Source organism: Pseudomonas fluorescens (assembly GCF_041354075.1).
GTDB lineage: Bacteria > Pseudomonadota > Gammaproteobacteria > Pseudomonadales > Pseudomonadaceae > Aquipseudomonas > Aquipseudomonas fluorescens_CE.
In genome coordinates, this window is sequence record NZ_JARZGC010000003.1 from 110,280 (window position 1) to 136,712 (window position 26,433).

Below are 26,433 nucleotides of genomic sequence, written 5' to 3' on the forward strand. Positions count from 1 at the left end.
GCTGATCACGTCGGTGCTTCCAAGCTGGCTGCCGATGGCGCTGATCACGTCGGTGCTTCCAAGCTGGCTGCCGATGGCGCTGATCACGTCGGTGCTTCCAAGCTGGCTGCCGATGGTTCGGATCACGTGGGTGCCGCTCGCCTTAGCTGATCGTCCGGCATGACTTCACAGCCCGACTTCGGTCGGGCTTAGTTGTGTCCAGGCCGGTCAAAAACCGATCCAAAACACAAGATGTAGTAAAAAACCGGTTTTTTGCCTATTTTTTGAACAAAAAAAACCGACCGGAAAAATTAATCAAAAAAAATCTGCGCCCGCCATCTGCGGCCAAAGCCCTGTAAACCCTCGCTCCGACCGAAAAACCCTCCTGCTCGAGCGCTTCGTGCGCGGATTCGCCCCACCACGGCCGCAAAAATTTCCCTATAATGCCGCCTAAACCCGGCCTGCAATATTCCCTTACAGGGAGGACTGCCAGTCTGAAGCCCACGCCGAAGTCCTCAACGATTTCTGCGCCCGTCAGTGGCTCTCGGAACCCGGTAAAAATTCATGTTTATTTGCCTGCGTGTACCGCTGCAAAAAACGCTATCAACGCGGCCAACAAGGCCGTGTGAAAAAACAGACCATCCAATTTCACACGGGCACTCTGGCCCTCACGCAGGAGACGACACGTCATGCTGAGCTGGGACGAATTCGACAAAGAAGACACGGAAGTCGTGGCAAAGAGCGCTAACGCCGGCCACCCCACCGAAGCCAATATGGACCGTCTCGACAGCGCCGGCGGTGCCGCCGCCCTGGAAGCCCGCGCCGTAACGGCCACTGACTCGCCTGCCGTGGTCCGTGCCAAGACCGCCCTGGACAACCTCGACATCGCCGAAGGCCTGGCCGAACTCGAAGGCGCCTCCGCACGCGTCGCCGTCGACGAAAAAGCCATGATCAACTGCCGCGCCGACCTCAACCAGCTCGTGCCCTTCAAGTACGACTGGGCCTGGCAGAAATACCTGGACGGCTGCGCAAACCACTGGATGCCGCAAGAAGTCAACATGACCGCCGACATCGCCCTCTGGAAAAACCCGGAAGGCCTGACCGACGACGAACGCCGCATCGTCATGCGCAACCTCGGCTTCTTCTCCACCGCCGACTCCCTGGTCGCCAACAACCTGGTGCTGGCCGTCTACCGCCTGATCACCAACCCGGAATGCCGCCAGTACATCCTGCGCCAGGCTTTCGAAGAAGCGATCCACACCCACGCCTACCAGTACTGCATCGAATCGCTGGCCATGGACGAAGGTGAAATCTTCAACATGTACCACGAGATCCCATCGGTCGCGAAAAAAGCCACCTGGGGCCTCAAGTACACCCGCTCCATCTCCGATCCGAAGTTCGAAACCGGCACCGTCGAAACCGACAAAGAACTGCTGCGCAACCTGATCGCCTACTACTGCGTCCTGGAAGGCATCTTCTTCTACTGCGGCTTCACCCAGATCCTCTCCATGGGCCGCCGCAACAAAATGACCGGCGTCGCCGAGCAGTTCCAATACATCCTGCGCGACGAATCCATGCACCTGAACTTCGGCATCGACGTGATCAACCAGATCAAAATCGAAAACCCGCACCTGTGGGATGCCGAAATGAAGGAAGAAGCCTCGCAGATGATCCTGCAAGGCACCCAACTGGAAATCGAATACGCCCGCGACACCATGCCTCGCGGCGTGCTGGGCATGAACGCGGCGATGATGGAGGACTACCTCAAGTTCATCGCCAACCGTCGCCTGTCGCAGATCGGCCTGAAAGAAGAGTACCCAGGCACCACTAACCCGTTCCCATGGATGAGCGAGATCATGGACTTGAAGAAAGAGAAGAACTTCTTTGAGACGAGGGTTATTGAGTATCAGACTGGTGGGGCTTTGAGCTGGGATTGATTCCTGGGTGCGTATTTTTTCAAGACACGCTGAATTTTTTTCACGTTACTTGAAATAATCGACATACGCCACAAAGGCTAGATGAACTGATGTGCAGAAAAGAAGGCCGCATAAGCGGCCTTCTTTGGTATGTACGGCTGTTTTTTAAAGAGCTTCCATCAGCGCCCGATCTGTTATGTACGAAAAAAAAATTATGAAAGGCTGATTACCAGTACAAGGCGTGCGCGAGCCAACTTGATTAGACAGGGGTATTTTCAGGTAATGCTGCGACTAGCATAGGAGGTCGCGATCCAAGGTAAACAATGACATTGCCGCACGTATGCTCCCCTCCGCACGCCACATTCAAAACTTTCTCTGGAGCAGGCCGACGTTCAGGCTCCCAGTCGATATCGCCGGAATGCCGCCACCTGCTTTCTCAACATGGAAGTTCCATGTCAAACCATGTTCTTACGGAATCTCCACATAAAGAGGAGTCTCCCCATCGGTCAGTACTCCTTGGAACCCTAAGGAGAAGGGCTCTCCCCCCGAGGTCGACAGCTCAAAATATGCTGCCGCTTCAGCAAAACCCTCTGCTGGCTCAAGCCACTTTAAAACAAAGAGCGCCATGTTTTTCATCCTATAAATATCGGAACAAGCTCCCTAGTGGGCTTGCTAAAAGCAACATTGGGGTGGCAGGGATGAATATCAATGGCTCTTCGCCATCCAATCTGCAGAAAAAAATTCATCTGTCGCGCTTTTTGCAATGTGCTGACACCCAAGTCACTTTCAGTGGTGCCAAAGAAAAGCACAAATTCGGGTTCATTATACGTTGAGCCGTGCAACCAGACCTTCTCTACCTCACTATTCTAGGTAACGCCCATCGATAACTGAACAGCAATTTTTTGCCCAGAAAAGACTAATTCCCAACAACATCTTCGCGAAAATAAATACCGCACTCTGCGGACGACAAATTATTTTATGTTAAACGAAGTACGCGTTTGGATTGAATACGCAAGAAATGACGGCCAATTGATTGGCCCTCGTTTATTTATACCTTCACCAAGATACAACGTGGCCCCGTCGCGGGCACCAAAAAAGCTAAAATGAGCACACTGGACACTTGTCGCGCCCACAGCCTTGGTCGAATCACCTCAGACCTCTCCTCTCTCAAAAGCTCTCCAGACGGCTTCCATTCAGGTAGAATTGACTGCAGCTAAACGTCGCGCTGTATCGAGCAATGCTTGGGCGACGCGTTAGCCAAGCACATAAGCTTTCCATAAAATCAGCTGAATTCTGCGCTTCCTCTTGGTTCACGCGCGATCGCACACTCAATAGGCGGCAAAGATGTACATAGATATGGATGTCAAAAATCCAGATGCCCAAAAAGACAGCAAGGTATCAGCACAATCCATAACTGCTGTGCGCAAGCCTACAGGCCTTCCCAAAATCATCAGTTTGTTCTGTGGAGCAGGCGGGCTCGATTGGGGCTTTCATCAAGAGGGCTTTCAGATTCCAATTGCGATTGATATATCTGCTGCTGCTATCAGCACACATAAAAAAAACTTTCCTAAAACTCGTAGCGTTGCTGCCGACTTGATAAAGCTTGAACCCGAAGGAGTGTTCGAACTGGTTACATCTCGCGTAAAGCCTAAAAGCCGTATTGGATTGATCGGCGGCCCACCCTGCCAAGGTTTTTCACGCGCCAACACGAACTCGAAAGTTGACGACCCTCGAAATCAGTTGCCACAACTATATCTGGATATAGTTAAGAGGCTCCAAGCTGATTACATCGTTGAATTTGTTGTATTTGAGAATGTTCTTGGAATTCGCGACAAAAAGCATGCATCAACCTATGAGGCATTGATTAAAGGGCTTGAATCTCTCAGTTTCTGTGTTACGGAGAAGGAACTATGCGCCTTAGATTTTGGCGTACCTCAAAATCGACGCAGGATCGTGTTATCCGCTCTACGCGCAGGTCAAGACTATGATGAAGTACGCCCGAAAAAAAGAACTGGACTAAGAACAGTACAGGAAGCTATAGGCGCACTCGCTGAGCCAACTTTTTTTGATCGAAAATTGAAGCCGGGAGATATACCTGTGCACCCCAACCACTGGACTATGAATCCAAAATCTCCGCGATTCAGTGATCCAGATGGCGAGCATCCAAATGGTCGTAGTTTTAAGCGTCTATCATGGAATGATGCAAGTCCTACAATCGCATTCGGACATCGCGAAATACACATTCATCCAAATGGAACGAGACGACTCAGCATTTATGAAGCGATGCTATTGCAAAGCTTTCCTTCGAGTTTCGTTTTAGAAGGCAATTTATCACAGCAAGTCGAACAGGTATCTAATGCAGTACCACCACTACTCGGAAAAAGTATCGCGGCCGCAGTAAAAAAATCCATAAAACCTAGAAAGAAATAAAAGCGAAGTAGAAAGACAATCTACTTCGCCTACTTCAATCAAGAGTATTCATGTAACGGTCATAGGTCTCTGGTCATGAGCGGCAAGCCATCACCGCCACTCAGGGATATCGTATTTTGCTGACTCAAGCAGCGAAGTTGTTCCACTCACCGCCTCCGTACAAAGATCTGTATCCTTGACGATGGCATAATCAAGATATTGCAGCTTAGCGGCTTGCTTAGCGACTTTAGATGCGCGCTTCGGCTCTAATGAAGGCACCACCGTTACTCCTCCTACACTCGGCGTAAAAACTCGCGGCACATCAGGACTGACGCGAAATGCTAAAGCCAACATGTCAGGCTGATCCCCATGCACGCAATACGCATATACGCTAGCCAGCTTGCCGCAAGCTCTTCCCGTTGAGCTATCAGGGGAATCTCTTCATCACCCACTAGCTTACTACTGCCAGCTAGATCCTTATGCGTAGCCATGGTTCCTTTTTATAGATCAGCTCAAGCGTGTATTGTGATCTGAGTATAGCCATCGTTCTCCTGAGTTTGCAGCCATTGACTAGTAGATCAGGCGGAAAACTTTCCCTATCATTCCGCTTGCCCCACGAGTCACCTCATTACATCGCAGTCAGCTTGGCGCATATTCATCAACCAATAGTATATTTTTAAAAGAACTCAACCGCTGACAACAGTAACTCGCAGTCGCTTTCCGTTTCCTCATTTTGCCAACGTCGTCCATAAAACAACGCCGCGACCTTTATAAAACCCTAATATGTCTTAATGCGATATCGATATTGAGTAGCCTCAAGGCGCTCCTCTGCTGGATACCATGATTCAAGGTGAGTGCTGACCTTTCCGTCTGACGCATAAAAGCCATTCGCGTCGTTGACTAGCCTAATCTCAGAAACCACTATCAGAGCACATTCTTGGGGATTGGCCCTAGCATGAACCACTTCCCCACTCGTTAGAATTATAGAAGCGCCTCCCCCAGTCGTCCCCTTAACCTCAATAAAACGCCTTTCAGCGTTCCGCACTGCACGCAGGTCATAGGGATGTGCAGCCGAAGTATCGATTACCAACCATCCGGCCTCCTCATATAGCTTACGTGCGATTCCCATCGCATGAAGCTCAACGCACTTACGCTCCTCCGGTGACAACCCTAGGCCTTGCCCCGAGTCTCCCGCGCGAGATCGAGGTGATAATTGGATATCAGTTCCTTCCAAAAGCCCCCTCACCAACTTCAAATCCAGCTCCAACATGGACAACTGAGATGCAAGACCATCACCGCAAGCAGCACACAACTTTATGGCCTGAACGGACGGTGGACTCCCGAAACGCACAAAACCTTCAAGATTTGCTGTGAAAGACATAACTGAAGCCTGCGTGGTCCCTGGCTCGAAGAATTCGGTCGTGCAACGACCGCACTTCCATTTCGGTGTTTTTGTTTTACGCTTCCTAATATCGGTTGACTTGCAAGAGGGGCAACGTCGGTGTGTTTTTATAGATGGGGCTTCAACGATTAATCCAATTCGACCAGAGCCAAGTATGTCGCCCTCTTTGCGAAGAATCGCCACATCGCCAGTCTTAATATTTTTGTAATTCGGAACAAAGCTATCGTATCGATATACTTCAGCAGTCTTATCTTGATAACCATCGATACCTTTGGAGATTCTTGTCTCATCTGATTTTTCTAGGAGGAGCCAACATTTTTGAGCCACGCTTATCCACCCTCCACCTTATCGCACGATGCACAAATTAAGAAATCTAACTCGCGAGTATCCCAACCTCAAATCTATCAGCATCGCCTCCATACTTATCGCAGGCTGAAGATCTTCACAAGAGTAACATTCAGCTCCCGCAACTCAGAGCTTGAAATTTAGCCCACATTATTCAAGGTATTATCTGCGGCGCCAATATTGCTGCAAGCACATCAGGGAAACCGCAGATATATAAGAGCACCCTTGGCCTAGACAAAGCAACATAAGCCAACTCGGGCACTTCCAGCAAATCTTGCGTAGCGAGCAGCACTACTACGCTGCGCTCCAACCCCTTAAACCGACGAATAGTATCAACTGTAATTGCGTCCTCATCAGGAGCGCTAGCATTGCAAATCAGCTCACCGGCCAATCGACCATTCGAAGTGATTCTACTGGCTATACGAGGTGATGAAGTAAGTACCGCAATGTCGCACGGTAGAATTCGCTCGGACCCTATGAGGTCCCTAATTTTAATGTCGATTGACTCTAAGGCTATAGCGAGGCTGGTTGCTGGCACGGCCTCTACTTCGACACCCACGAGGTTATTATCCAGAATTTTATGACCAGCATAATGCCGCATTGCAGCCGCGTGGATCTGACAGGTATTTCGTAAGTTACGTGTGAGTCGTATCGGAACAAGCTCTACCCCATCTGGCGGTCGACCACCACGATCGTATATTCGTTGGTTGCAATCATAGAAGACTTGGAGACGAGAACGCTCACCCGGTCGCATTAGAGACTCTAACGCTATCCACCACAGAGGCCTAAAATCTTGCCCCTCGTCGACGACAATAGCATCGAAGGCCAATTGTGGATTGGCATCGACTGCCTCCATCAGCAGTTCAGGTGCAGTCTCTTCAAAAAAAGAAGCATTATCAGTTACCTCAAAAGTAATACCAGCTCGCCCTGCCAACTGTAGGCATGCTTCGTGAAAACTAGCTGTTTCAACGTTTTTTATGCCATTCAATTTTCGTTTCAATTCAGCCGCTAGGGGCTGGTTGTAACATACCAAAAGGGTCCTGTTACCCGAATCTGCGAAGCGGCGCGCGCTTTCCAGAGCCAGTACAGTTTTACCGGTTCCCGCCCCACCCGCAATTCCTACTTTGTGCACATCTTGAATAGCTTCCAATATATGAAATTGCTGAGGAGTCAACGCCTGTAAAGCGTGTTCATCTTCTGCTAACTGGTGACCTAATGGAACTTTCAGCATAAAAGGACGGGCTAGCAAATCTTCCAGAGCAGTCAAACCGTCTCGGCCCAGAAGCTCCTCACCGTCAGATAGGGGATAGCCAGCCCTCATTCGTGCAAGTATCCAAGTTCTCAGGTCATGTAGATCTTCACATGAGCACACAATCTGTCTTGGCGCCTCTGCACTTAATCCAACCCGTGGAACGGCGCTATCAGGAAATACTATTCCGTGATGCGCGCGTATTCGGCGTGAACGCCACACTGCTGAGTTGCGAAGCTGTTGAAGGATATTGTATTTGGCGCTCCGAGCTTGTGCGACAGGATCTTTGATGCCGTGTACAAACCCATGTCTGTCCCGACTGGTCCAGTTGTTAGATGCTGGGTCATATGCAATTGCACCACCCTTAACTTCAAGCGTTAAGATTCCTAGATCAGAATGAGCAACCAGGAAATCGCATTCGCCATCCCGTTCTGCCCCAGTTGGAGTCATCCCAAGCCAAGGACGACTATAAAACACAGTGAATGGCGTGCCCAATGCATCTTTCAGAGAGTTATAAATTCTAACTTCTGCCGATCGCAAAGGATTTTCAAGAACTTCACGGGGCAAAGACTTAGGCCACATAGTTGCCATTTTATTTTTTTCTCCCAGGAAGCATGTCTGAAAAGTATCCGTGCTGAGAGGTGCCTGCTGGACCAACTAATAAGGCGCGATCAAGAAATCTGTTGAAGTACTCGCAAGATGTTTCTGGCGCTAGTACACAGGCGTGACATGCGGCGAGCAGAAAGCTGCCCGGACGCGCGAACATATCTTCAATACATAATGGGTCAGATGAGCACCATTCCATCGACGCAATAGCAGCCTCCACCGTCCTGACAATCCGTGTCGAATCCGCCTGCCGTTGGAGACCTCCCAAAGTACCATCTGCGTCAGAAGTGGCAGTGAATATCAATAGCCCAGCCATAGGGAGCTCGCCAACCGACGCATAAATCCTTTCCCGAAGGGACGCACTTGAGTATCCACACTCGAGAGTTAACTGTCGCATCAACGCATGCGCAAATGTGTGAATTAGCAAAAACCGTGGGGTGATGCACTCAGGCAACTCCGTGTCAGCACCATAACGCTCTCGCCATTCATGCTTCCACGCCAGATCCAGTACTTCCGCTCGATCTTGCACCCATTTCTGTTCTGTTTCCCACTTGACGAGGTGCTCTAAATTAAATTCGAGGAAAAATCCTTCACCCCGGACTTCAATAGCGGGCAACCACGTCAACGGTTGAAGCGAGAGCGCTGCTAAATCGCGGTTCTCGTCCCCCGGAGGGACTATTCGAGTAAAACCTTTTAAAGCACGAACCTCCCTTAAACGCACCACTTTAACAATGCTGCTAAACCACGGTATAAGGTCCATTGGAACAGCCACATTTCTAACTTCAAACTCTCTATCCACATCACCATCAGCATTTTGGCCAGAGGTTAGCTGGCGATACTCTTCCTGCTTTAGATCTGTTACTGGCTGGGCATATTGATTAATACGGTAGTCAATTTGGGCAACAAGCTGCTCTGGTGTTACGTGCAACTCCTTAAGTGCCGGAGCCAAGACGTTTTCTGCAAGCATCCGAACAAAGCTCACCCTCTGACCTGACTCCACGGTAACAATCGCGTCCCAGTAAATACCTATCACCTCCTGAAGTCGGTCGGACCACGGCGGGATACTTAAAGCTGATTCGATAACGGGAAAATATAGGTTTGATGCCCCTCGCTGAACGGCTTGGGGATGATGACTGCAATTTTGATCTGGACCTGCGAGCCATGGACGTTTGCCTGAACAGGTCGAAAACCTCTCCCAGGTTTGATTTGAGAAAATCCCATCCATTGATTTCCGCGCATTGCATTGAGGGCAGCTAAGAATCAGTCCAGCATGTCCGGGCCGCTCCGACTCCAAGTGAAGGAAGTCACTACGCCCCGCGCATCCTTCTTCGTGATTCACCCACCAGTGCCATGGAAAGTCGTCAAGGTGACCATTTGGACACGCCATAACAAATCGAACAGGTACAACGTACGTGCGCCCTGCTACACCTTTACCAGATAGACAGGAACAATATCTAAAAGCCTTCCCAGGCTCATGTCCCCATTTTTTCTGTGGAGCAATACGATTACATCTAGGACATTGCAGCCATCCTGGAAACCGCGCAGCTACCAACGAACGTTTGTCTCCATTCCCCTTCTTAGCCCTTGCGGGATCTGTTACCGGCGGCAAACGAAAACCATGGACTCCTAGTTTTCGCTGGAGTCTGGGTTCATGAATACACTGTTCGTTTCTGAGACCTGCGGGGGGAAAAGATCGATCCCACTCTTCGAGCCCAGCAGCGACTGCGGAAATCGTTGCCTGTTCGGCTCTGAAATCAATAATTGCGCCGGGGCCAAAGGTGGCTACAACTGAACTGCGGCGAAGATCTCCTAATTCATTACTCATTTACCTAGTTCCCCATCAGTACGTAGCCTCTCCGCTAGCCTGAAAGGCGTACCGGTTTCTACGCTGCGCATATTATTCATTGTCGGCCAAGCTTCGCCAGGGCTGCGACCCAACGCTTTTTCAGTGGCCGCACGCTCAGCACTCTGGAGTAACGAGTCACGTGGTTTGAATTCATGCCAGTAATTACTTGCATTGCGTGCAGACCAGTTATCAAGGCGCTCTAGCAACTCATCCTCAACTGCAGTTTCATCAGGATCTATGCGAGCAGCCCTCGCGGTGATCTTAGATATCAACGCACGGGCTGCAGTTTCTGCGTTAGCATCAAGAACCGGTTGTTCCAACATTCCTGGAACAAGATGACGGACCGCTGCAACCAGGACCGCGTGCAGAGCCCGGTCCCGTGCGCGGGATGCAAAAGGGGTTACACTAGTTGCTTCAACGTCGCGATATAGGGTCGAATGCCAAGTTCGGAATGTCTCAAAATGAGACCGGTCTCGAGCTTTTGCACTGTTTAACACCGACACAACCAATCCAGCAACATCACCGCGACCTACGCGGCTTGTGGCCTGGATATATTCGGCAATACCTTTAGGTTGGCCGTAGACAAGCATCAGACCCAAGCGGGGAATGTCTACGCCCACTGACAGCATATTCGTTGCTAGCACCGCATCTAGAGCACCTTGCTTAATCGCAGGAATAGCCAGTAGTTCCAGCATGTTCCGTACATCGTCTTGAGACCGTCGAGAAGTTAGCTCTTCGATATTCTCGCAGAGCCTTTGTTTTTCCCCCCTCAGAGCGGAAAGAGTTCTCAAACTGTCATTAACGTCGTCTTGCATGAGGACGAGAGAGCCGCCTAGCTCACGAAGTGAGTTAAAGTAAGCCACTAACGTCCAGTAGGGATCTGCTTTTTGGGGAGTATCGAAGGCCCCTTTCCCCGACTGCAATAGGGACGCAGATGCTGCTTGGAGTGTGTACTTGGCGGACCGACCTGCTGATGCGATACCCACATATCGCCGCCCTGCTGCTTTACGAGCGATTACGGCAAAACCGGAGTCTTCATGATCAATGGCAGGAGGAGGAAACTGGCAAATATTCCGTTCGAAAAGAGCAAGAACTTGGTCCGCTGCTCGCCGAATGGTAGCTGTTGAACCTATTACTTTGGGTTTCGCACCTTGGGACGACAGCATAAGATCGAAAGCAGCTTCATAGAGTCCCGTCACTGTCCCTAGAGGCCCAGAAATCAAATGGAGTTCATCTTGAATAATTAAATTTGGTACCTGACCGTTATCCAGTCCGAACAACCGATTTATCGCCGCTTTGCGGACTATCTGTGCAAACTTATCTACCGTGCCAATAAGTAACGTCGGTCGTACTTCGTATATATCTTCGTCAACCGTCCATATTGGCAATGGTAAGCCATTAGCGTGTAGCTGGCAGGAATTATTGACGCAATGAACGAGCACAGGGGCGTCACTAGAAGTCTGCGTCCATTTAAGACGTTCTCCACAAGCGGGACAAGTTTGTAGCTGTTTGGGAGAAGCTCCGCTCTCTCCCTTCAGGGATGCGTACGAGCCCTTACGCGAATTGGGCGATGCGTCTCCCCCCACCCACAGACCAATCGAAAAAGGCGTATTGCCAAGGTCAGAGGATTCACGGCGAATTTTTTCACACGCCATGATAAGCGCTGAGGCGCGTATGAATTGCTGGGTAGTAAGCAACCGTAGGGTGTAGCGCATAACGGCGGCCACTCCAGCCCCATCGTCTCCTCTAGCAAGGCGCCGATAAAAGGCTGTCAACGCAATCAGCCCTAAATATGCTTCGGTTTTCCCACCTCCCGTCGGAAACCACAAGAGGTCCATGATTTCGCGTGCGGGATGATCTGAATAAACAGCCGACTCAGCCGAAAGGAGAAGAAAACCAAGCTGAAATGGGCGCCACCGCAAAGTACCACGAGCGGATTTTTCCGTGTCCCAGCTATATTGGATGATCATCGCTCTATTGGCGAGATGGAAGGCGCGAGTCAGTATAGGATCATTTGCGATTTTTCTTGCGCCGGCCTCCATTCGGTCCGCGACTTCGTAGCATCTTCTGATATTTCTTTCAGCCGCTACTTTAAGACTTAAGGATAACCCTTTTAGCTTTTCCTCTTGCAATTGAATCCAGTTTCGATAGGAGTGTGACATGCCAACAAGTGCAGCTTCGAGCTTGTCAGGCGCAGCAGTAGCGAGCCAGGAGGCCTCGAACGTCTCACTTGTACTCGCTAAATCGAGAAAAATCTGGTGGCCGCCGGCATCCACAGCTGGAACGATCACGGAAGGCAGCCAAGTAGTGCTTACAGATGTAGCTGTGCCTTCAGCATTCTCTTCCCAGTCAGCAGCACAAGTATGGCCTGCTGCAAATTCGTGCGCAGTGCGGTAAAGCAACGCGGCAGACTCGTCGTCCGAATCTACACTCGGCCTGCGTGACGGTCTAGGAACAAGCTTTGTGCCATGTACAGGAACAACCTTCAAACTTGTTTGAAATAGTGTTGCGGATTCCGATTCATCTCTGCCCTGCTCGGGCGTTGAGCCGTTCACTAAAGTTAACGTGGTAAGCCATTTATCTCCGATGTTAAGGGCACGCATATGTAGCGCAACGCCTGGTGGAGTTCCGAACCTATTGAGCGATTGCTTGGACACCGCTGTTGTAAGTTCAAGATGATCAATTTCGATCGCAATTGCTCTGCGGCGCCACATTTTTGGACCTGTTGCACCGGGCTGCACTTCAGGCAAGTAAAGTCCGAACTCAATAAATACAGACACAACAGGCGGGCCAGAATTACAGCTCACAGCAAATGATATTCCTGCTGCTGATGGTCGTCGTAAAGACATGGCGGGTATAGCTTCAGCTTCATCAGCAGGAGTCCCTTCGTCATGAGAGTCTTCTCCCTCAATGGCCAAACCATCGTCATCATCTGGATCCTGAGCACTGTTCTGCGGCCACAGTATTCCCGTCGCGTATATATCGGAAGGGCGAGAATTGACAGACTCATCTGTTTGACGCGGGCCAACTAAGTCAGTAGCTAGGCGCGATAGCACGTGGTCTCGCGGGAAATTTTCTTCTCGATTCATTTTTTCTTCCAGAATCGTATTTTGCTGTAGGCGATGACCATCGGTGCAAGCATAAAACCACTGGTTGCCCACGGCTCATGCAAGCGAGTTGCTTCCTGATCGTCAGGCGCTAGTACGACTGTTCGAGCGCCAATCAGGCGCAAGTGATTTATTTGCGTTGATGGGTAGAGGTTTTCACTGGACTTTATAACTTTAGCTAACGACCAGAGATCGTTTCGGACGATCGGAGATAGGATCGCTAATGGCGCTTCATTATCGATAGCGATTGCATATAGATTCTTCGTTTCCTTTGAGCGAGTAGCACGTCCTACTCTGGGCATAGCTACAAGATCTAAACAGCGTTGCTGAGCCCAGGCTGCACCGGCCTGGTCAAAATGTTCAGAGCCTGTTAGACCAGAAGCCCAAATATCACCCTCCCGCCCTATCTCAGTCATTAATGCGTGTTCTGCGCATCTTGGCAAGAAACTGTACGCACGTTTGCTTTCAGATAGACTCCCAGAGGAGAGTTTGAAGCCACTACCAGTACGCAGTTCAGTTCGGGCTCTGGTAGCTCCAACAAACGCGACACGCATTTCTTCATCCGTATTGCCGTAGGCGTCGCTGCTGGGTAGCATTAGAACTACCGTTTCGGCTTCCCTCCCCTTGCTTCCATGAATAGTTCCGAGTACTGGCCCTATGGATCCGAAAGCCTGTAAACATAGTGACGATGGAGGCTGGCGGCGGCCAAGCTTTCGCCTAAGGACTCGTATATCAATTGTTTGGCCGGGCAATCCTGCAAGCTCGGAGAGTTTGACCCATGCGTCGGCCATAGTGCCGCTATCCGGAAGCACATCAACTACTCGTGCGCTCCAAAGAGCCTCAAACTCCTCTCGTTTTAGTCGAAGCTCTTTGAAATCGAAGAAGCAAGCAGCAATCCACGGTGGCAGGCAGCTAGGCATACCGCTAAGACGCAACCGATGCGGCACATCTTTTAGCTGAGCTGATGCCATTAGCGCTTCTGCACGACGCCGGAAGAGCACGAGGGAAGCAGCCGGGAGCCCAGTAATGTTGAGAGTCTGCGCTCTTAGATCTGGCTCTCCCGTTATGCGCTCGATAGCTGCTCGCACGTCTGCGCTACGCCGCGCTGGACTCTCCGCAGGCGCAAGCACCATTCCCCGGACCGTAGTGAAAATCTCTAGTAACTCAGGAGAAAAAGTGCGGTGGACTTGCGTTAACGACATGGACTCGAAGCCTGGGAGGCTACGCAGGCTCTCAAGGAGGGATGGGGTCTCTGTTACTACTTGCTTTGTATCTTCAGCGAATCCATAGATAGCTTGAGCCTCATCGGCAAAGACAGTAACTCCACAATCTGACGCAAGCTTTCGAATGAGTTCCATGACGAATGCAGCTCTAACACCGATAATATCCTGTGCTTCATCGATGATCACATGCTCCGCCCTCTCAAGATACTCCGCGGCATCTGGATCTTCAGTAATCAGTCGAATAGCGGACGCTAAGCCCTCTTCGTAGCCACCTGCAAGAGAAGCTGATTCATCAAAACCTGATCGTAAAGACCACGCATAAGCATCGAGAGTTGCGACTTTAATACCCGCCGCTTCCTTTGGATCTGAGAGATAGCTTTCTATTCGGTTGCGAATTTCAAGAACAGCGGTTTGCGTGAAACTAACTATTAAACAGTTAACCGGCTCAATTAACCTTTGTTCAATGAGTGAGGCAAACCTAGCGCAGGCAACAGCGGTTTTTCCTGTCCCTGGTCCCGCGTCGACAATCAATCTGGCACCAACAGGAGCAGAGATGACTGCGCGCTGCGAAAAATCCCAGCCGACGGCCAGAGATGGGGCTGGTTTCAGCGTGGTCAAACTGTTTGTAGGTGAGGGTGGAAGGTTTTTACGAACCTCTAGCGCACTATCACAAACCGGTGGTGACGGAGGGGGAGGAAGCCCGTCTAGGTAAACGACACCGTCATGAATAGGCCAGAGTCTTTTGTGGTAAGTGATTGCCGGTTTGCCATCAAGAAAGCGCAGCGGACGGAGGATCTGCTCAATGACTATGTTGCCACGAACCAGCGACACCAAGATGTCTGTCACGAGATGCCCCCTCGGTCTTGCCTCTCCACTATGAGCTTTTCTACCTCCCGCGTGAGAGTGCTCAGCGTTACAAATCGCCATGCTCGAACAGTGCATAAGGCTGAACACCGCTGCACCTGTTGCCAGTCTAGCTTCCTAATGATCGACAAGCCCATAAAGTGCGTTCATTCCATGTAGGTTCCAAGGCTCCAGATTATGAATACTGCCTTAAAATGAAGGCTATTTGCCAGCACCCAGATGAAGATGCTTGGATTTTAGCCTCAGTGACAGTTACTGAGAGGTCTGAATTACCCCCGGCTTGAGCGACAGTCTAGACGCTTCACGGATGTTCGACACAGATGGAAAACGTTGAGAAATCGATGAAACCAAGGACAACTGAAACATCCAAAGAAAACAATATGCCACTCTTACGCTATCATCCATTTTGACCACATCTAGTGGTCAGAGCCCGCAAAGGGGATGTTATGCGCACGGATTCAGTTCAGTTTGTGCACTGCTTTTCGGCCTGCTTACAGGATGTGTAAACCCTTACCCTCTTCCTCTCTATGAGCCATCAGAGAATGATTCTGTATTACAGCCAAAGGCGGCGGTAATCTACGGCGAAGGAGTTGTCGTAGCTGCCGCTCGAACTCAACGGGAGGTGAAGCCTGATCGCCCAGGCGGACTAGGCTCTGCTCTTGCAACTCCAAGCACCCAGCATGACTTGAAGGTCAACTTGCTAATCTACAGTGACTCTCGAGCATCAAAAAGCGAAGATATCCATGCCAACCTGAATTGCGCAGCAGGGTGGCCGGCATCTGCTGATTGCTTGAGCAGCGGTACGACTTCTCTCAATATCAACAGCACTTTGTTCACGTATTGGGATTTCTTGTCCTCCGGAATGATTGCACCGGGCGGAAGCTCCCGTCGAATTCTGAAGAGCTGATTTTCCGCCTCTTTTCCAGATAAGGTAGCGCTTTGAAGTAGAACGTCTCGCTTTCAGGGGAAATTTCACGGTTCCCGCGCTCAAGAGAGTTGGGATAAAGAACAGAAACGGTAGCCAAATCGACCAGTATTCGGCTTTTTCACGACTTCATCCTTGCGATATTTTTTCGACACACGATGGTAGCATAGAGCCATCAATTTGGAGGACGGCCTGTTTATCCGTGAGTGAAAACCTGTGGTTTCCACCCACTTAACAGCGCCAACCTGCCTACAACATTTACGGTTTCTTCCCCATTGATGCCCCCTTAAAGTACCTCTATGCTTCATTGCAGGTGCCTAAGAAACGCCCAACGTAGAAGCTATCTTCATCACACAGAATGCATGCTGGCATCCGCCCACATATGCACTGTTTGAAGAAAACGCTTGTTGGGATTTCTTAGATCCTCTACGTCGGGCTTGGCCCTCTTCAACTTCGTACGTAGAGGTAATGGATATGCCTGCCACCATCCCGCAACGCTCGGTCATCTCCGAGCCTTCCAGCTCGACCGTTTTTACTCGCCACAACCTGTCTCTTCACGCCCTACTCCTCGAAAACCAACCATGGTTCTGCGCTCGTGACATCGGTCGCCTGATGGGTGTTCACCTGAGTGATCGCATGGTCCACAAGTTGGATAAGGATCAGCATCGCGTTCTATGGATCGAGTATTACCGGCAACCCGAAAAGCAGCTGATGCTCAGTGAGTCCGGGGTGTATGCGCTGCTGGTGTATCACTACGTCCCAGGCAACCGTTTGTTGCGGGAATGGTTGACCCATCAGGTGGTCCCAGCCCTGCGCGATGCGCAGTGCTCGGATCAGTTGGACCGGCCAATGGTGAGCTTGTTGGATTGGCCGCAGATGTCGTTGAGCATGCTGCATTGGCAAGGAGAAGGATGGATTCGGCTGCGGGATATGCCTTATCTGTTGGTGGATCACACGCAACATCGGATGCCAGTGGTCAAGCCTTGGCGGCGCAGGATGATGGAGATGTTTCAGGCGTCGAAGCATTCGCTGAGCTAAGGCAACGCGACTGTAGGATCGCTCGCGAAACTCATCATTCTTTTCTGTAGGAATTTTCGTAGACAACGGTAATGGCTAATCAGTATCGTCCGAGGGTTTTCAACCCTCGGCGGCTGTATGAGCGAAAAGAAAAAGGACACTGACTGGAGCGTGATCGAGATTCGGGCCGCTGTTGACGCCTACTTGAAGATGCTCGCGCTGGAGCTCAATGGTCAGAAATTCGTGAAGGCCCAAGAGAATCTCGCTCTGCGAGAAACGACCTTGCTCACTCGTACCAAAGGCTCGGTCGAGTTTCGGATGCAGAACATCTCCACTGTCCTAATGAACATGAATCGAAAGTTCATTGAGGGTTACAAACCCGCCAGAAACGTTGGCTCGAAGGTCGAGCAGGCAATTCGCGCAGTGCTGATTGAACGGGGAGTTAAGCCCGACGACCCCAAAGCACCGACAGCCGACGAAGAAACCCTCGAACGTCGAGCGGCCGCGCTTCAAAAACAGCCAATGAATGCACCGCCCAAGGGCATCAAGAAACCGAAGCTGGCGGCCAGCTCTCGCACGGCGTTTGTACGTGATCCTGAGGTGAGAGCCTGGGTTCGGAAGGAAGCCGAGGGACATTGCGAAGGCTGTGGCGAGCCTGCTCCATTTCTGAAACTTGACCTGCCGTTTCTCGAAGTCCACCACGTCAGGCCCCTGGCCCTAAAAGGTTCGGATCAAATCAGCAACGCCGTAGCGCTTTGCCCCAACTGTCACCGGCGTTGCCATCATTCGAATGACAGTGTGGAATTTACTGAGTCACTTTATGAAAAGGTTGGGCGGTTGATCCGCGAATAGCCGCGATATCAATCTGTGTGGCTCTACCCCACCACCTCAACATAACTCGACTCCCCACCACCCTCCGCCCCCGACAACCACCCCCACACAAACGCCAGCGTCGTCCGCCCTGCCTCATCGACAGCCACGGTGCCACGGGACCAGCCGGCCAGGATTTCGCCTTCGGTGGTGATGCAGTGATAAAGCAGTTCGATGGTGTCGTCGCCGGTGATGCGGCCAACCTGGTGGCCGGTGCGGATTCGGCCGCCTTGGTAGGTGCTGATAATGGCGTCGCCTTCGACCTGGTAATGAAAGACTGTGCCTGTGCCGGAGACTCCGTGGGTGTTGCCGGCTACGGTGAATTGGCGGTTGTTGAGGCGTTCGCTGACTAGGGAAAGAGGGGTTGGCATAGGGTACGGTCCTTGGGGTAAGGGTCATCATCCAGTTGATGGAAGTTGCTCGCGTTGCGTGACGTGCCTGACCATAACTGGAACAGTCTTCAAGACCAAACTCTCTGCGATGTCAGGCGTCGTAGAGATGCTCTCACATTTGCAAGAAAGACCGGTGGCTCGCACATTGCGTAGCCATCCCGTGAAGCAGCGACAATTCCTCACGTCATCCCAGAAGCCTCCTACTGCCCCGATTTCTCCGGTTCGATAACGTCGCCCTGCTCTTCTCCAGAGCTGCCGATGGACGAACACACAGGGACAATCAGTGGCTGGCGAAACGGACATTCCCAAGGTCAGAAATCCTCCTTCCGGTGACGGCCATCACGTCACCTACCGTTTCATGACGCCCTCCGAACTCGCCGAACGCGAAACCCGGCAAAACGCCTACGAAGCCATGCTCGCCAGGCAAGACGACTACATGCGCAGACGTCAGGCCAACGAGGTCGAGCAAAAAACGGTGCATGCAGGTTGCGTCTTCGCCAAATCCTGCAAGCTGCCCGACGCGGTCATCAACTATTCCAACCCTTCGGGCCGAGTGCCTACCGACAGCCTCGCGGATTACGGTGAGATCGCCTGGCTTGGCGCTCGCGAAGCGGACGACGATGGCCTGCTGAAACTACGTACGATCAGCGGTTCCACGGTTTCGCTTGGCGTCGGGCAACTGGCACTTCGCGCGCCTGCGCTCACAGCGCCGGTCGCGGGCACCATCGCCGCCGTCGGCGCTACGACGGTGGCCGTGTTGACGGGTATGGTGGCGGTGTTCTGGTCACCCCGCCTCGGCGACAGCGCGCTCTATAACGAAGACCAACTGCGAACCCTCAAGCAGGCTCGCACCCGTATGCGCCTGCAAATCGAGCAAAAGGCGGACGGCAGTCTCAAGGGCTACGGGTTCTACACCGGCAACCACCGCGATTGGGAGATGGTTGATGTGGTGCAGGTCGCACTGCGTGACAGCCAGTACGTCGCGGATCTTGGGGAAGGCATTGAGTTGATCTGGACGCCGGCGGTCGATGGTGCCGACATCCTGGGCATTCCCAAGCTGGAGGCCGCTCCGCAGGCACCGCACATCTGGGTTTATCCGCCGACCCAACAGGCGGACAGCATGATCGTTGATCCGATCTATCCGCCTGAGTACAGGGATTTCATTCTTGTGTTTCCGGTGGGTTCATCAGTGAAGCCGGTTTACATTGTGCTGAGCGTGGGCGATCAGAAATACCATCAGGCACCCAAGGAACTGAAAGCCTTCCCTGACGCGGTAAAAGATAAATCCAAAAGCAGCGTTCAAGGTGGCGGCGCACGGCGCAAGCGTTGGAAAGATACGAAAGGTCGCATTTTCGAGTGGGACGCCCAACATGGGGCTGTTGAAATGTATGACAGACAAGGAAAGCATCTGGGCGAATTCGACCCAGAAACGGGTAAGCAAACCAAACCTGCGAAATCGGGACGAACCACGCCTAAATAAGCCGAGAGGTCTCTATGAGTCTGTGTATTACGGGCTTCCTGCCTGACGTTTTTGAAGACAGTTCATTGAAGTATGAGTTGTATGTAAATGACGAGTTCAACGAGCAGATTGTGGCACTGCTAGGGCATAAGAGCGTGGATGAAATGGCAGCAGGGGAATGGCTGTTGACTGCTGATCAGGTGGCGCAGATTTCGAGGTTGATTGGAGAGGTGATTCCGTCTGATCTGGATATTTTTATTGGAGTGGAGGGTTAGGCTCACAATGCCAGGTAGTGCGCGTTCACATTGGTCAAAGCAGTGAGGAGTGAACCATGCGCTACCTATTGATCACTGGCTTCTATCCGGATGACAAGCAGGACGATTCTCTCCAGTTCGAGCTGGACATTGAAGGTATTGAGCTCAATGAAAAGGTCGCTCAACTCATTGAATCAAAGCCCCTCGCCGAAATGGAGCCGGGCGAATTACTGCTGAGCGAGCGTCAGGTGATGGCGCTCTCCGAACTTCTAGGCGTCGGGTTTCCTGATGGCCTGGAGTACTTTGTCGGCACTTGCCTCAAGAACCCGAGCCCGTCATGAAACTCGGTCTGACCGCAACGGGAAGTACAACAAACGGGTGGAGACAACTGGAGATCAGACACAGAGGATAGAGCCTTGAAGCACAGCGTCATGGGCGTACGCGATGGAGATTATTTCGCGTCATATGAAACAACACTGCCAATTCTCAGCAACGAGCTGGCTGCGTTAATGGGCTGGAAAGATAAAAAGGATTATGTGTACGACTACAAACTGACAAAAACACAGATCCGCGAAATCGAGAAAACCTGCGCGTTATCACTCCCGCATAACCTGACTCTTTTTTTAACCAGTAGCGAGCGTTGAGGAGAGCCAGAGGAACACGACAAGCGTCCTCGCCACGGGGTGAAAATCGCGAGCAGGCTCGCTCCACAGGTGCGGGGGCGAGCCGACTCCACTCAACGCCCCACGTGCCCCACCGCCTCCTCGAGCACCACCCTGACACCCCGCCGCTCCAGCTCCGCCTTCACCAGCAACTTCGTCACCTTGCCATAACCGGACTTGGGCAGCGCGTCCCAGAAGAACACCTGCTTGGGCATTTTGTAACGGGCAATCCTCGCGGCCATCCACTCCAGCAGCTCGCCCTCACTCAACACCGCGCCTTCCTTGCGTACACAGACCGCGACGCCGATTTCCCCCCACTGCGCATCCGGCAGGCCGAGCACGGCGGCTTCGGTGATGCCTTCATGCAGGAGGATTTTTTCTTCGATTTCTCGGGGGTAGATGTTGGAGCCGCCCGAGATGTACATGTCGGAAGATCGCCCGGTCAGGTAGATGAAACCGTCCTGGTCCATGTGCCCCATGTCGCCGGTGCGGAACCAGCCATTGCGAAATGCTTTGGCGTTCGCATCGGGGTTGTTGTAGTAGCCCACGAATACCGCCGGGCCCACGACGCAGACCTCGCCCGTGACGCCAGTCGGCAGCTCATTGCCCTGCTCGTCCTGAATCGAGACCTGCATGCCGGTGCGCTCGTAGCCGCAGGTTGATGGCCGTGAGGTCGCGCTTTGATGCTCGCAGGGCGGCAGCACGGTGATGTTGCCGGTCACTTCACCCAGGCCGTAATACTGAACCAGCACGGGGCCGAGTTTTTCCAGGGCGCGTTGCTTGTCGGCTTCGTACATCGGCGCGCCGGCGTAGACGACGTGGCGCAGGCTTTGGTGATCCCGTTGGTCCACGCTGGGGTGCTCGACCATCATTTTCAGCACGGTGGGCACGGTGAAGATGTTGGTCAGCCGGTGCTTTTCGATGAGTTCGAAGGCCAGGTCGATGTCGAACCGGTCCGAGGGCAGCAGAACCGTAGTGCCGCCCCGCGCGACGATGTTCAGTTGGTGAATGCCCGCACCGTGGGACAGCGGCGCGACCACCAGCGACCCGTCGTGATGGGTGGTGCCTGGCAGGAGATCAGCCAGGTGGTTGTTGATCACGAACGCGAGCTGGCCATGGGTCAGAACGGCGGCCTTCGGCTTGCCGGTGGTGCCGGAGGTGAACAGGAACCAGCACGGCGTGTCTCGGGCGACGGCGGCATTGGGCATGGACTTGCCCAGGTGCGTGCGGATCAGGTCATTGGCAAGGGGACGCTGATCCGGCGCGGCAGGCCGGGTGCCTTCGAGCCAGATGAGGTCCATCTGTGGCGCAGCCGCGCACACGGCGGCCGCGTATTCGGGGAAATCGCTCTGACACAGGAAGATCCGGCTCTGGGCCGTGGACGCCATGTAGATGACTTCGTCAGGCGTGATGCGGAAATTGGTCGGCACCCAGATCGCCCCCAGGCGTAAGGCGGCGAACAGCGATTCGAACATTTCGCTGCTGTTTTTCGAATGCACCAGCACCTTGTCGCCCGGCCCCACGCCCCGCTCGGCGAGCCCGGCGGCCAGCGCGCTGACCCGGGCGTCGAACTGCGCCCAGGTCCAGGTGGTGTCGCCGTGGATGATCGCCGGATGATCGGGCAGGCGCCGCGCATTCTGGGTCAGCCAGTGCGCGAGGTTCATGACCCGTTCGGACACGGCCGGAATTTGAGCTGCCATCTTCATTTCGTCCGCTCCAGGATGGAGACGTAGTTGGTGACGGCCGCGCCTCCCATGTTGAAAACACCGGCCAACTGCGCGTTGGCGATCTGCATGTCGCCGGCTTCGTTCATCAGTTGCATGGCGGCCATCACGTGCATCGACACGCCTGTGGCGCCCAGTGGATGCCCCTTGGCCTTGAGACCGCCGGAGAGGTTCACCGGCAGGCGGCCCGTCCGTTGGGTGATGCCTTCGTGTATCACTGTCCATCCCTGCCCGGGTTTGGCCAGCCCCATCGCTTCGTATTGCAGCATCTCGGCAATGGTGAAGCAGTCATGGGTTTCCACCAGGTCAAGATCGTCCAGCGCAACCCCGGCGGTTTCGCGGGCGGCATCCCAGGCGTGGCGCGCGCCTTCGAACACCAATGGGTCACGGCGCGAGAGCGGCAGGTAGTCATTGACGTGGGTGCGCACACGAAAGCGGATGGCCCGGCCCAGTGCCGCCGCCGTCACTTCATCGGCCAGCACGATCGCGGCCGCACCGTCGGACACCAACGAGCAGTCGGTGCGGCGAAGCGGTCCGGCCACCAGGGGATTTTTTTCCGAGATTTCATTGCAGAACTGAACGCCCAGATCCTTGCGAATGTGGGCATAAGGGTTGTGCACGCCGTTGGCGTGGTTCTTCGCAGCGATCATCGCGAGCGCTTCGCGGTGATCGCCGTAGCGGTCGAAGTAGGCACTGGCGATCTGGCCGAAGATGCCGGCGAAGCCTTCGGGGCTTTCCTCTTCGCGGCGGTAGCAGCCGCTGAGCAGGATGCCGGGGACCACACTGGAAGGTACGGCGGTCATTTTTTCCGCGCCGATCACCAGGGCAATGCGGCCGCGACCGCTTTCGATGAAATCGGCCGCCGCGTGAATGGCGGCGGTGCCAGTGGCGCAGGCATTTTCAACCCGAACGGTCGGGGTAAAACGCAGGGCCGGTTCGCCCAGGGAGACCAAGGCACCTTCGAATCCTTGCGGGGTGAGACCGTTGTTATAGACCCCCACGCAGACCATGCCAACGTCCCCGGGGGCGACCTGGGCGTGATCGAGCGCAGCCCGCGACACGCGGGACATCAAGGACTCGACGTCCGGGTCGTCCAGCTTACCGAAAGGCGTATGAGCCCAACCCACAATGGTTGCTCGCCTAGCCATATGAAACCCTCCCATATACAAATGAAAGCCGCGACTGCTCAGCAAAACGGCGCGGCTGTTGGCCTTACGAGCACACCGAGTTCTGGAACGCGAAGACGCCCTTCTCGAACGCTGCCAGCATTTCCTCCACTTCGGCGTCGGAAATCGTCAGCGGCGGGCAGAACATCAGCCACTCGCCATACGCGGCACCGGCCGTGCGGCGTGAGAACAGCAGCAGCCCGTACTCGCGGCAGAGCAATCCGATTTTTTCGCTGGCGCGGACTTCATCGGTGAAGATTTCCTTGGTGTCCTTGTCGACGACGATTTCGACCGCCATGTGCAGGCCGATGCCCCGGATGTCGCCGATGACCCGAGTCCTGCTTTTGAGGTCCTCCAGACGCGTACGGATTCTTTCACCCAACAAGGTGGCGCGCGGCATGAGGGCTTCGTCCTCCAGCACCTGGAGCACCATGTTAGAAGCCGCGCACCCCAGCGGATTGGCCGAGTAGGTATGGCCGTGCTTGAACCCGCCACTGAGCCGGACGTCATTGACCATCGCCGAGGACGCGAGCACCGCGCCCAACGGCGCGTAGGAACCGCTGACACCCTTGGCCAGGGTGACGATGTCGGGACGGCAGTCGGGCCAATGATGGGCCGCGAGGAATCGCCCGGTGCGACCGGCGCCGCTCATGATCTCGTCGTAGATCATCAGTACGCCGTAGCGGTCGCAGATCTGGCGACAGCGGTCGTAATAGTCGACAGGTGACATCAAGGCCCCCGTCGAAACGCCCCCCACCGGCTCGATCATGAACGCCAGCACGGTCTCGGGGCCCTGGGCGATGATGGTGTCTTCGAGTTGGCGAACGCAGCGATCGATCACATCGTCGACCGATTCATGGGCCGGTCGGCGATACAGCAACGGGGCATCGATCTTTGGCATGTCGACGAACATGGGCTTGTACGCTTTGGCGTAATCGGTATCGCCGGTGATGCCGAGCAAGGCGGTGGTGGCGCCATGGTAGGACGGCACGCGACTGATGATCTTGTAGCGGCTGGCCTGCCCGCGTGCGACCGCCACCTGACGGGCGAACTTGATCGCGGCCTCGTTGGCCTCGGAACCGCCGGACACGAAAAACGCCGCTTCGAAATCCCAGCCGCTCAGGCGGGCCAGTCGCTCGGCCAATGCCTGGCTGGGGTCGTTGTCCCAACGCATGCTGTGGGCGTAGATGATCTTGTTCATCTGCTCACGCATGGCTTCCAGCACCCTGGGATGAGCATGACCGATATTGACCGAGACTGCGCCGGAAGAGCCGTCCAATAAACGACGCCCGGTATGGTCCCATATGTAAACCCCTTCACCTCTGACAACTTTGGGGAATTCGGCTGTACCGGTCGGAGTAATGAAATGTTGATATCGCAGAGCCATGACGAATCCTCTCTTGACGAATGAGTGCGCGGCCGAACTAATCGGCTGGACGAGTGTTTAAAAAATCAATGGAGCCGCTGACGTCCAAATGAGCAATAGACGGCGGACTTCTATAATTGAAGAGGTGAAACTTCTAAACTTTAAGCATTCGCCGTACGTTGCAGAAACCGCACGGTTCTTTCATTTTGTGGATGATCGAACAACTGCGCCGGCGGCCCGCGTTCAATAATGACTCCACCGTCCATGAACACCACTTCATCGGCCACTTCCCTGGCAAAGGCCATCTCGTGGGTGACCACAATCATGGTCATGCCCTGTTGGGCCAGATCGCGCATGACGTTCAGCACTTCTCCCACCAACTCGGGGTCGAGGGCGCTGGTGGGTTCGTCAAAGAGCATGGCATCGGGCTCCATCGCCAGTGCCCTCGCTATCGCCACCCGTTGCTTCTGCCCGCCGGAAATTTCATCGGGAAAGTAGTCGGCCCGATGGGCCAATCCGACCTTGGCCAGCAACTCGCGCGCCAGTGACTCCACGTCTCTGGCCCGCCGCCCCTTGACCGTCACGGGGCCTTCCATGACGTTGTGCAGGACGTTCATGTGCGGGAACAGGTTGAAGTCCTGGAACACCATCCCCAGTCGGGCGCGCACGGCGGCGACGCGCTTGGGGCTGTGGGCCTTGGCTGCGCCGGCCGTTGAATCGAAAAAGATTCGTTGACCGTCCAGCAGTATCGTCCCGGAATCCGGCTGCTCCAGGTAGTTGATGCACCTGAGCAGCGTGGACTTGCCGCTGCCGGACGGACCAATGATGACCACGACTTTCCCGGTCTCGATGGTGAGGTCGATGCCCCGCAGGACTTCGTGATCACCGTAAGCCTTGTTCAAGCTTTTGAGTTCGATCATGAGTTTTCTCCTACGGCCGAGCTTTGCGAGGCTGGCGCCGCCCGCGCGACCTTGCGCCGGTAACCGCCCTGAGTGCGTTTTTCCAGGTACCGCACCAGCAATGCACAGGGGTAGCTGACCGACAGGTAGAGCACGCCACACACGGTATAAACGGTGAAATATTCATAGTTGCGGACCGCGATGATCTGGCCGGCAAACATCAACTCCTGAAGCGTGACCACGGAGGCCAGTGCGCTGTCCTTGAACAGCGCGATCAGGTAGTTACCCAACGACGGCAGCGTCAGGCGGATGGCCTGGGGAAGAACCACTCGACGGAACGCCTGAAACTCGCTCATGCCCATGGCCGCAGCGGCTTCTCGTTGCCCCTGTGGAATACCGTTGATACCGCCTCGATACACTTCACTCAAGTAAGCAATCATGCTCATTGAAAGACCGATCACGGCAGCACTGAATGGCGCGACCTTGATGCCGATGATCGGGAATACGTAATACACGTAGATCAATTGCAGGATGACCGGCGTACCGCGCATCACTTCCACGTAGATATGCGCAAGCAGGCGTAATACGCGATAGCGGGACAGTTGAGCCAGTGCCACGGGTATGGCCAAAACTGCACTCAGGCTGAATACGATAATGGTCAACAATACCGTGAGGCCCAACCCTCTCAGGAACACGGGCCAATATTCGAGTACGACTGAAACGTTGAATAAGTTCATGTTTCACCCCTTGGGC

Annotated in this window: 20 protein-coding genes; 8 read left to right on the forward strand and 12 right to left on the reverse strand. The window is 53.7% G+C overall.

Features of this window, described 5'->3' with window-relative positions; genetic code table 11:
- Positions 1-668 precede the first annotated feature (668 nt).
- Together QIW53_RS04720 and QIW53_RS04725 are read left to right on the forward strand one after the other, a co-directional pair.
- Positions 669-1,916 (forward strand): ribonucleotide-diphosphate reductase subunit beta, encoded by a 1,248-nt coding sequence (locus QIW53_RS04720; RefSeq protein WP_192305765.1) that lies wholly within the window; start codon positions 669-671, stop codon positions 1,914-1,916.
- A gap of 1,335 nt (positions 1,917-3,251) precedes the next feature.
- Positions 3,252-4,325 carry a DNA cytosine methyltransferase gene (locus tag QIW53_RS04725; RefSeq protein ID WP_371048511.1) on the forward strand — a complete coding sequence of 358 codons (1,074 nt, stop codon included), beginning with the start codon at positions 3,252-3,254 and terminating at the stop codon, positions 4,323-4,325.
- Positions 4,326-4,415: 90 nt separating this feature from the next.
- Here the strand turns inward: QIW53_RS04725 and QIW53_RS04730 are convergent, their stop codons facing one another.
- From QIW53_RS04730 to QIW53_RS04755, 6 genes are all read right to left on the reverse strand, one after another.
- Entirely contained in the window at positions 4,416-4,658 is a 243-nt protein-coding gene (locus QIW53_RS04730; RefSeq protein ID WP_371048512.1) for a hypothetical protein, read from the reverse strand.
- Positions 4,659-5,082: 424 nt separating this feature from the next.
- Positions 5,083-5,685, reverse strand: coding sequence for a protein NO VEIN domain-containing protein (locus QIW53_RS04735; protein WP_371048729.1), 603 nt, complete (start codon positions 5,683-5,685; stop codon positions 5,083-5,085).
- Positions 5,686-6,205: 520 nt separating this feature from the next.
- The gene (locus QIW53_RS04740) at positions 6,206-7,891 is read right to left on the reverse strand and encodes a nuclease-related domain-containing DEAD/DEAH box helicase (RefSeq protein ID WP_371048513.1); all 1,686 of its coding nucleotides are present in this window, start codon (positions 7,889-7,891) and stop codon (positions 6,206-6,208) included.
- A gap of 1 nt (position 7,892) precedes the next feature.
- Positions 7,893-9,731: a DrmB family protein gene (drmB, locus tag QIW53_RS04745; protein ID WP_371048514.1), complete on the reverse strand. Its 1,839-nt coding sequence runs from the start codon at positions 9,729-9,731 to the stop codon at positions 7,893-7,895.
- On the reverse strand, positions 9,728-12,841 hold the full coding sequence (locus QIW53_RS04750; protein ID WP_371048515.1) for a helicase-related protein: 3,114 nt from the start codon (positions 12,839-12,841) through the stop codon (positions 9,728-9,730). Before QIW53_RS04750 ends, drmB begins: the two co-directional genes overlap by 4 nt.
- Positions 12,838-14,928 carry a UvrD-helicase domain-containing protein gene (locus tag QIW53_RS04755; RefSeq protein WP_371048516.1) on the reverse strand — a complete coding sequence of 697 codons (2,091 nt, stop codon included), beginning with the start codon at positions 14,926-14,928 and terminating at the stop codon, positions 12,838-12,840. Before QIW53_RS04755 ends, QIW53_RS04750 begins: the two co-directional genes overlap by 4 nt.
- Positions 14,929-16,345: 1,417 nt before the next feature.
- Between QIW53_RS04755 and QIW53_RS04760 the strand changes: the two genes are divergently transcribed.
- Together QIW53_RS04760 and QIW53_RS04765 are read left to right on the forward strand one after the other, a co-directional pair.
- The gene (locus tag QIW53_RS04760) at positions 16,346-16,909 is read left to right on the forward strand and encodes a BRO-N domain-containing protein (RefSeq protein WP_371048517.1); all 564 of its coding nucleotides are present in this window, start codon (positions 16,346-16,348) and stop codon (positions 16,907-16,909) included.
- A 117-nt stretch (positions 16,910-17,026) separates the two neighbouring features.
- Positions 17,027-17,740 (forward strand): HNH endonuclease, encoded by a 714-nt coding sequence (locus QIW53_RS04765; protein ID WP_371048518.1) that lies wholly within the window; start codon positions 17,027-17,029, stop codon positions 17,738-17,740.
- A 23-nt stretch (positions 17,741-17,763) separates the two neighbouring features.
- On the opposite strand, the gene QIW53_RS04770 is transcribed toward QIW53_RS04765, so the two are convergent.
- Entirely contained in the window at positions 17,764-18,129 is a 366-nt protein-coding gene (locus QIW53_RS04770; protein WP_371048519.1) for a hypothetical protein, read from the reverse strand.
- 304 nt (positions 18,130-18,433) lie between these two features.
- On the opposite strand from QIW53_RS04770, the gene QIW53_RS04775 reads away from it, so the two are divergent.
- The 4 genes from QIW53_RS04775 (at position 18,434) to QIW53_RS04790 (ending at position 20,507) form a co-directional block, all read left to right on the forward strand.
- Complete coding sequence (locus tag QIW53_RS04775; protein WP_371048520.1) at positions 18,434-19,630, forward strand: colicin E3/pyocin S6 family cytotoxin; 1,197 nt, start codon at positions 18,434-18,436, stop codon at positions 19,628-19,630.
- A gap of 14 nt (positions 19,631-19,644) precedes the next feature.
- Positions 19,645-19,884 (forward strand): pyocin S6 family toxin immunity protein, encoded by a 240-nt coding sequence (locus tag QIW53_RS04780; protein WP_371048521.1) that lies wholly within the window; start codon positions 19,645-19,647, stop codon positions 19,882-19,884.
- Positions 19,885-19,940: 56 nt separating this feature from the next.
- Positions 19,941-20,204: a pyocin S6 family toxin immunity protein gene (locus tag QIW53_RS04785; RefSeq protein ID WP_371048522.1), complete on the forward strand. Its 264-nt coding sequence runs from the start codon at positions 19,941-19,943 to the stop codon at positions 20,202-20,204.
- A 75-nt stretch (positions 20,205-20,279) separates the two neighbouring features.
- On the forward strand, positions 20,280-20,507 hold the full coding sequence (locus QIW53_RS04790; RefSeq protein WP_371048523.1) for a hypothetical protein: 228 nt from the start codon (positions 20,280-20,282) through the stop codon (positions 20,505-20,507).
- Between the two features lie 92 nt (positions 20,508-20,599).
- On the opposite strand, the gene QIW53_RS04795 is transcribed toward QIW53_RS04790, so the two are convergent.
- From QIW53_RS04795 to QIW53_RS04815, 5 genes are all read right to left on the reverse strand, one after another.
- Entirely contained in the window at positions 20,600-22,231 is a 1,632-nt protein-coding gene (locus QIW53_RS04795) for an acyl-CoA synthetase (protein ID WP_371048524.1), read from the reverse strand.
- Positions 22,228-23,412 carry an acetyl-CoA acetyltransferase gene (locus tag QIW53_RS04800; RefSeq protein WP_371048525.1) on the reverse strand — a complete coding sequence of 395 codons (1,185 nt, stop codon included), beginning with the start codon at positions 23,410-23,412 and terminating at the stop codon, positions 22,228-22,230. Before QIW53_RS04800 ends, QIW53_RS04795 begins: the two co-directional genes overlap by 4 nt.
- Before the next feature lie 49 nt (positions 23,413-23,461).
- On the reverse strand, positions 23,462-24,802 hold the full coding sequence (locus tag QIW53_RS04805; protein ID WP_371048526.1) for an aminotransferase family protein: 1,341 nt from the start codon (positions 24,800-24,802) through the stop codon (positions 23,462-23,464).
- Positions 24,803-24,942: 140 nt separating this feature from the next.
- Positions 24,943-25,701: an amino acid ABC transporter ATP-binding protein gene (locus QIW53_RS04810; protein WP_371048527.1), complete on the reverse strand. Its 759-nt coding sequence runs from the start codon at positions 25,699-25,701 to the stop codon at positions 24,943-24,945.
- The gene (locus QIW53_RS04815) at positions 25,698-26,417 is read right to left on the reverse strand and encodes an amino acid ABC transporter permease (RefSeq protein WP_201193335.1); all 720 of its coding nucleotides are present in this window, start codon (positions 26,415-26,417) and stop codon (positions 25,698-25,700) included. Before QIW53_RS04815 ends, QIW53_RS04810 begins: the two co-directional genes overlap by 4 nt.
- Positions 26,418-26,433 lie beyond the last annotated feature (16 nt).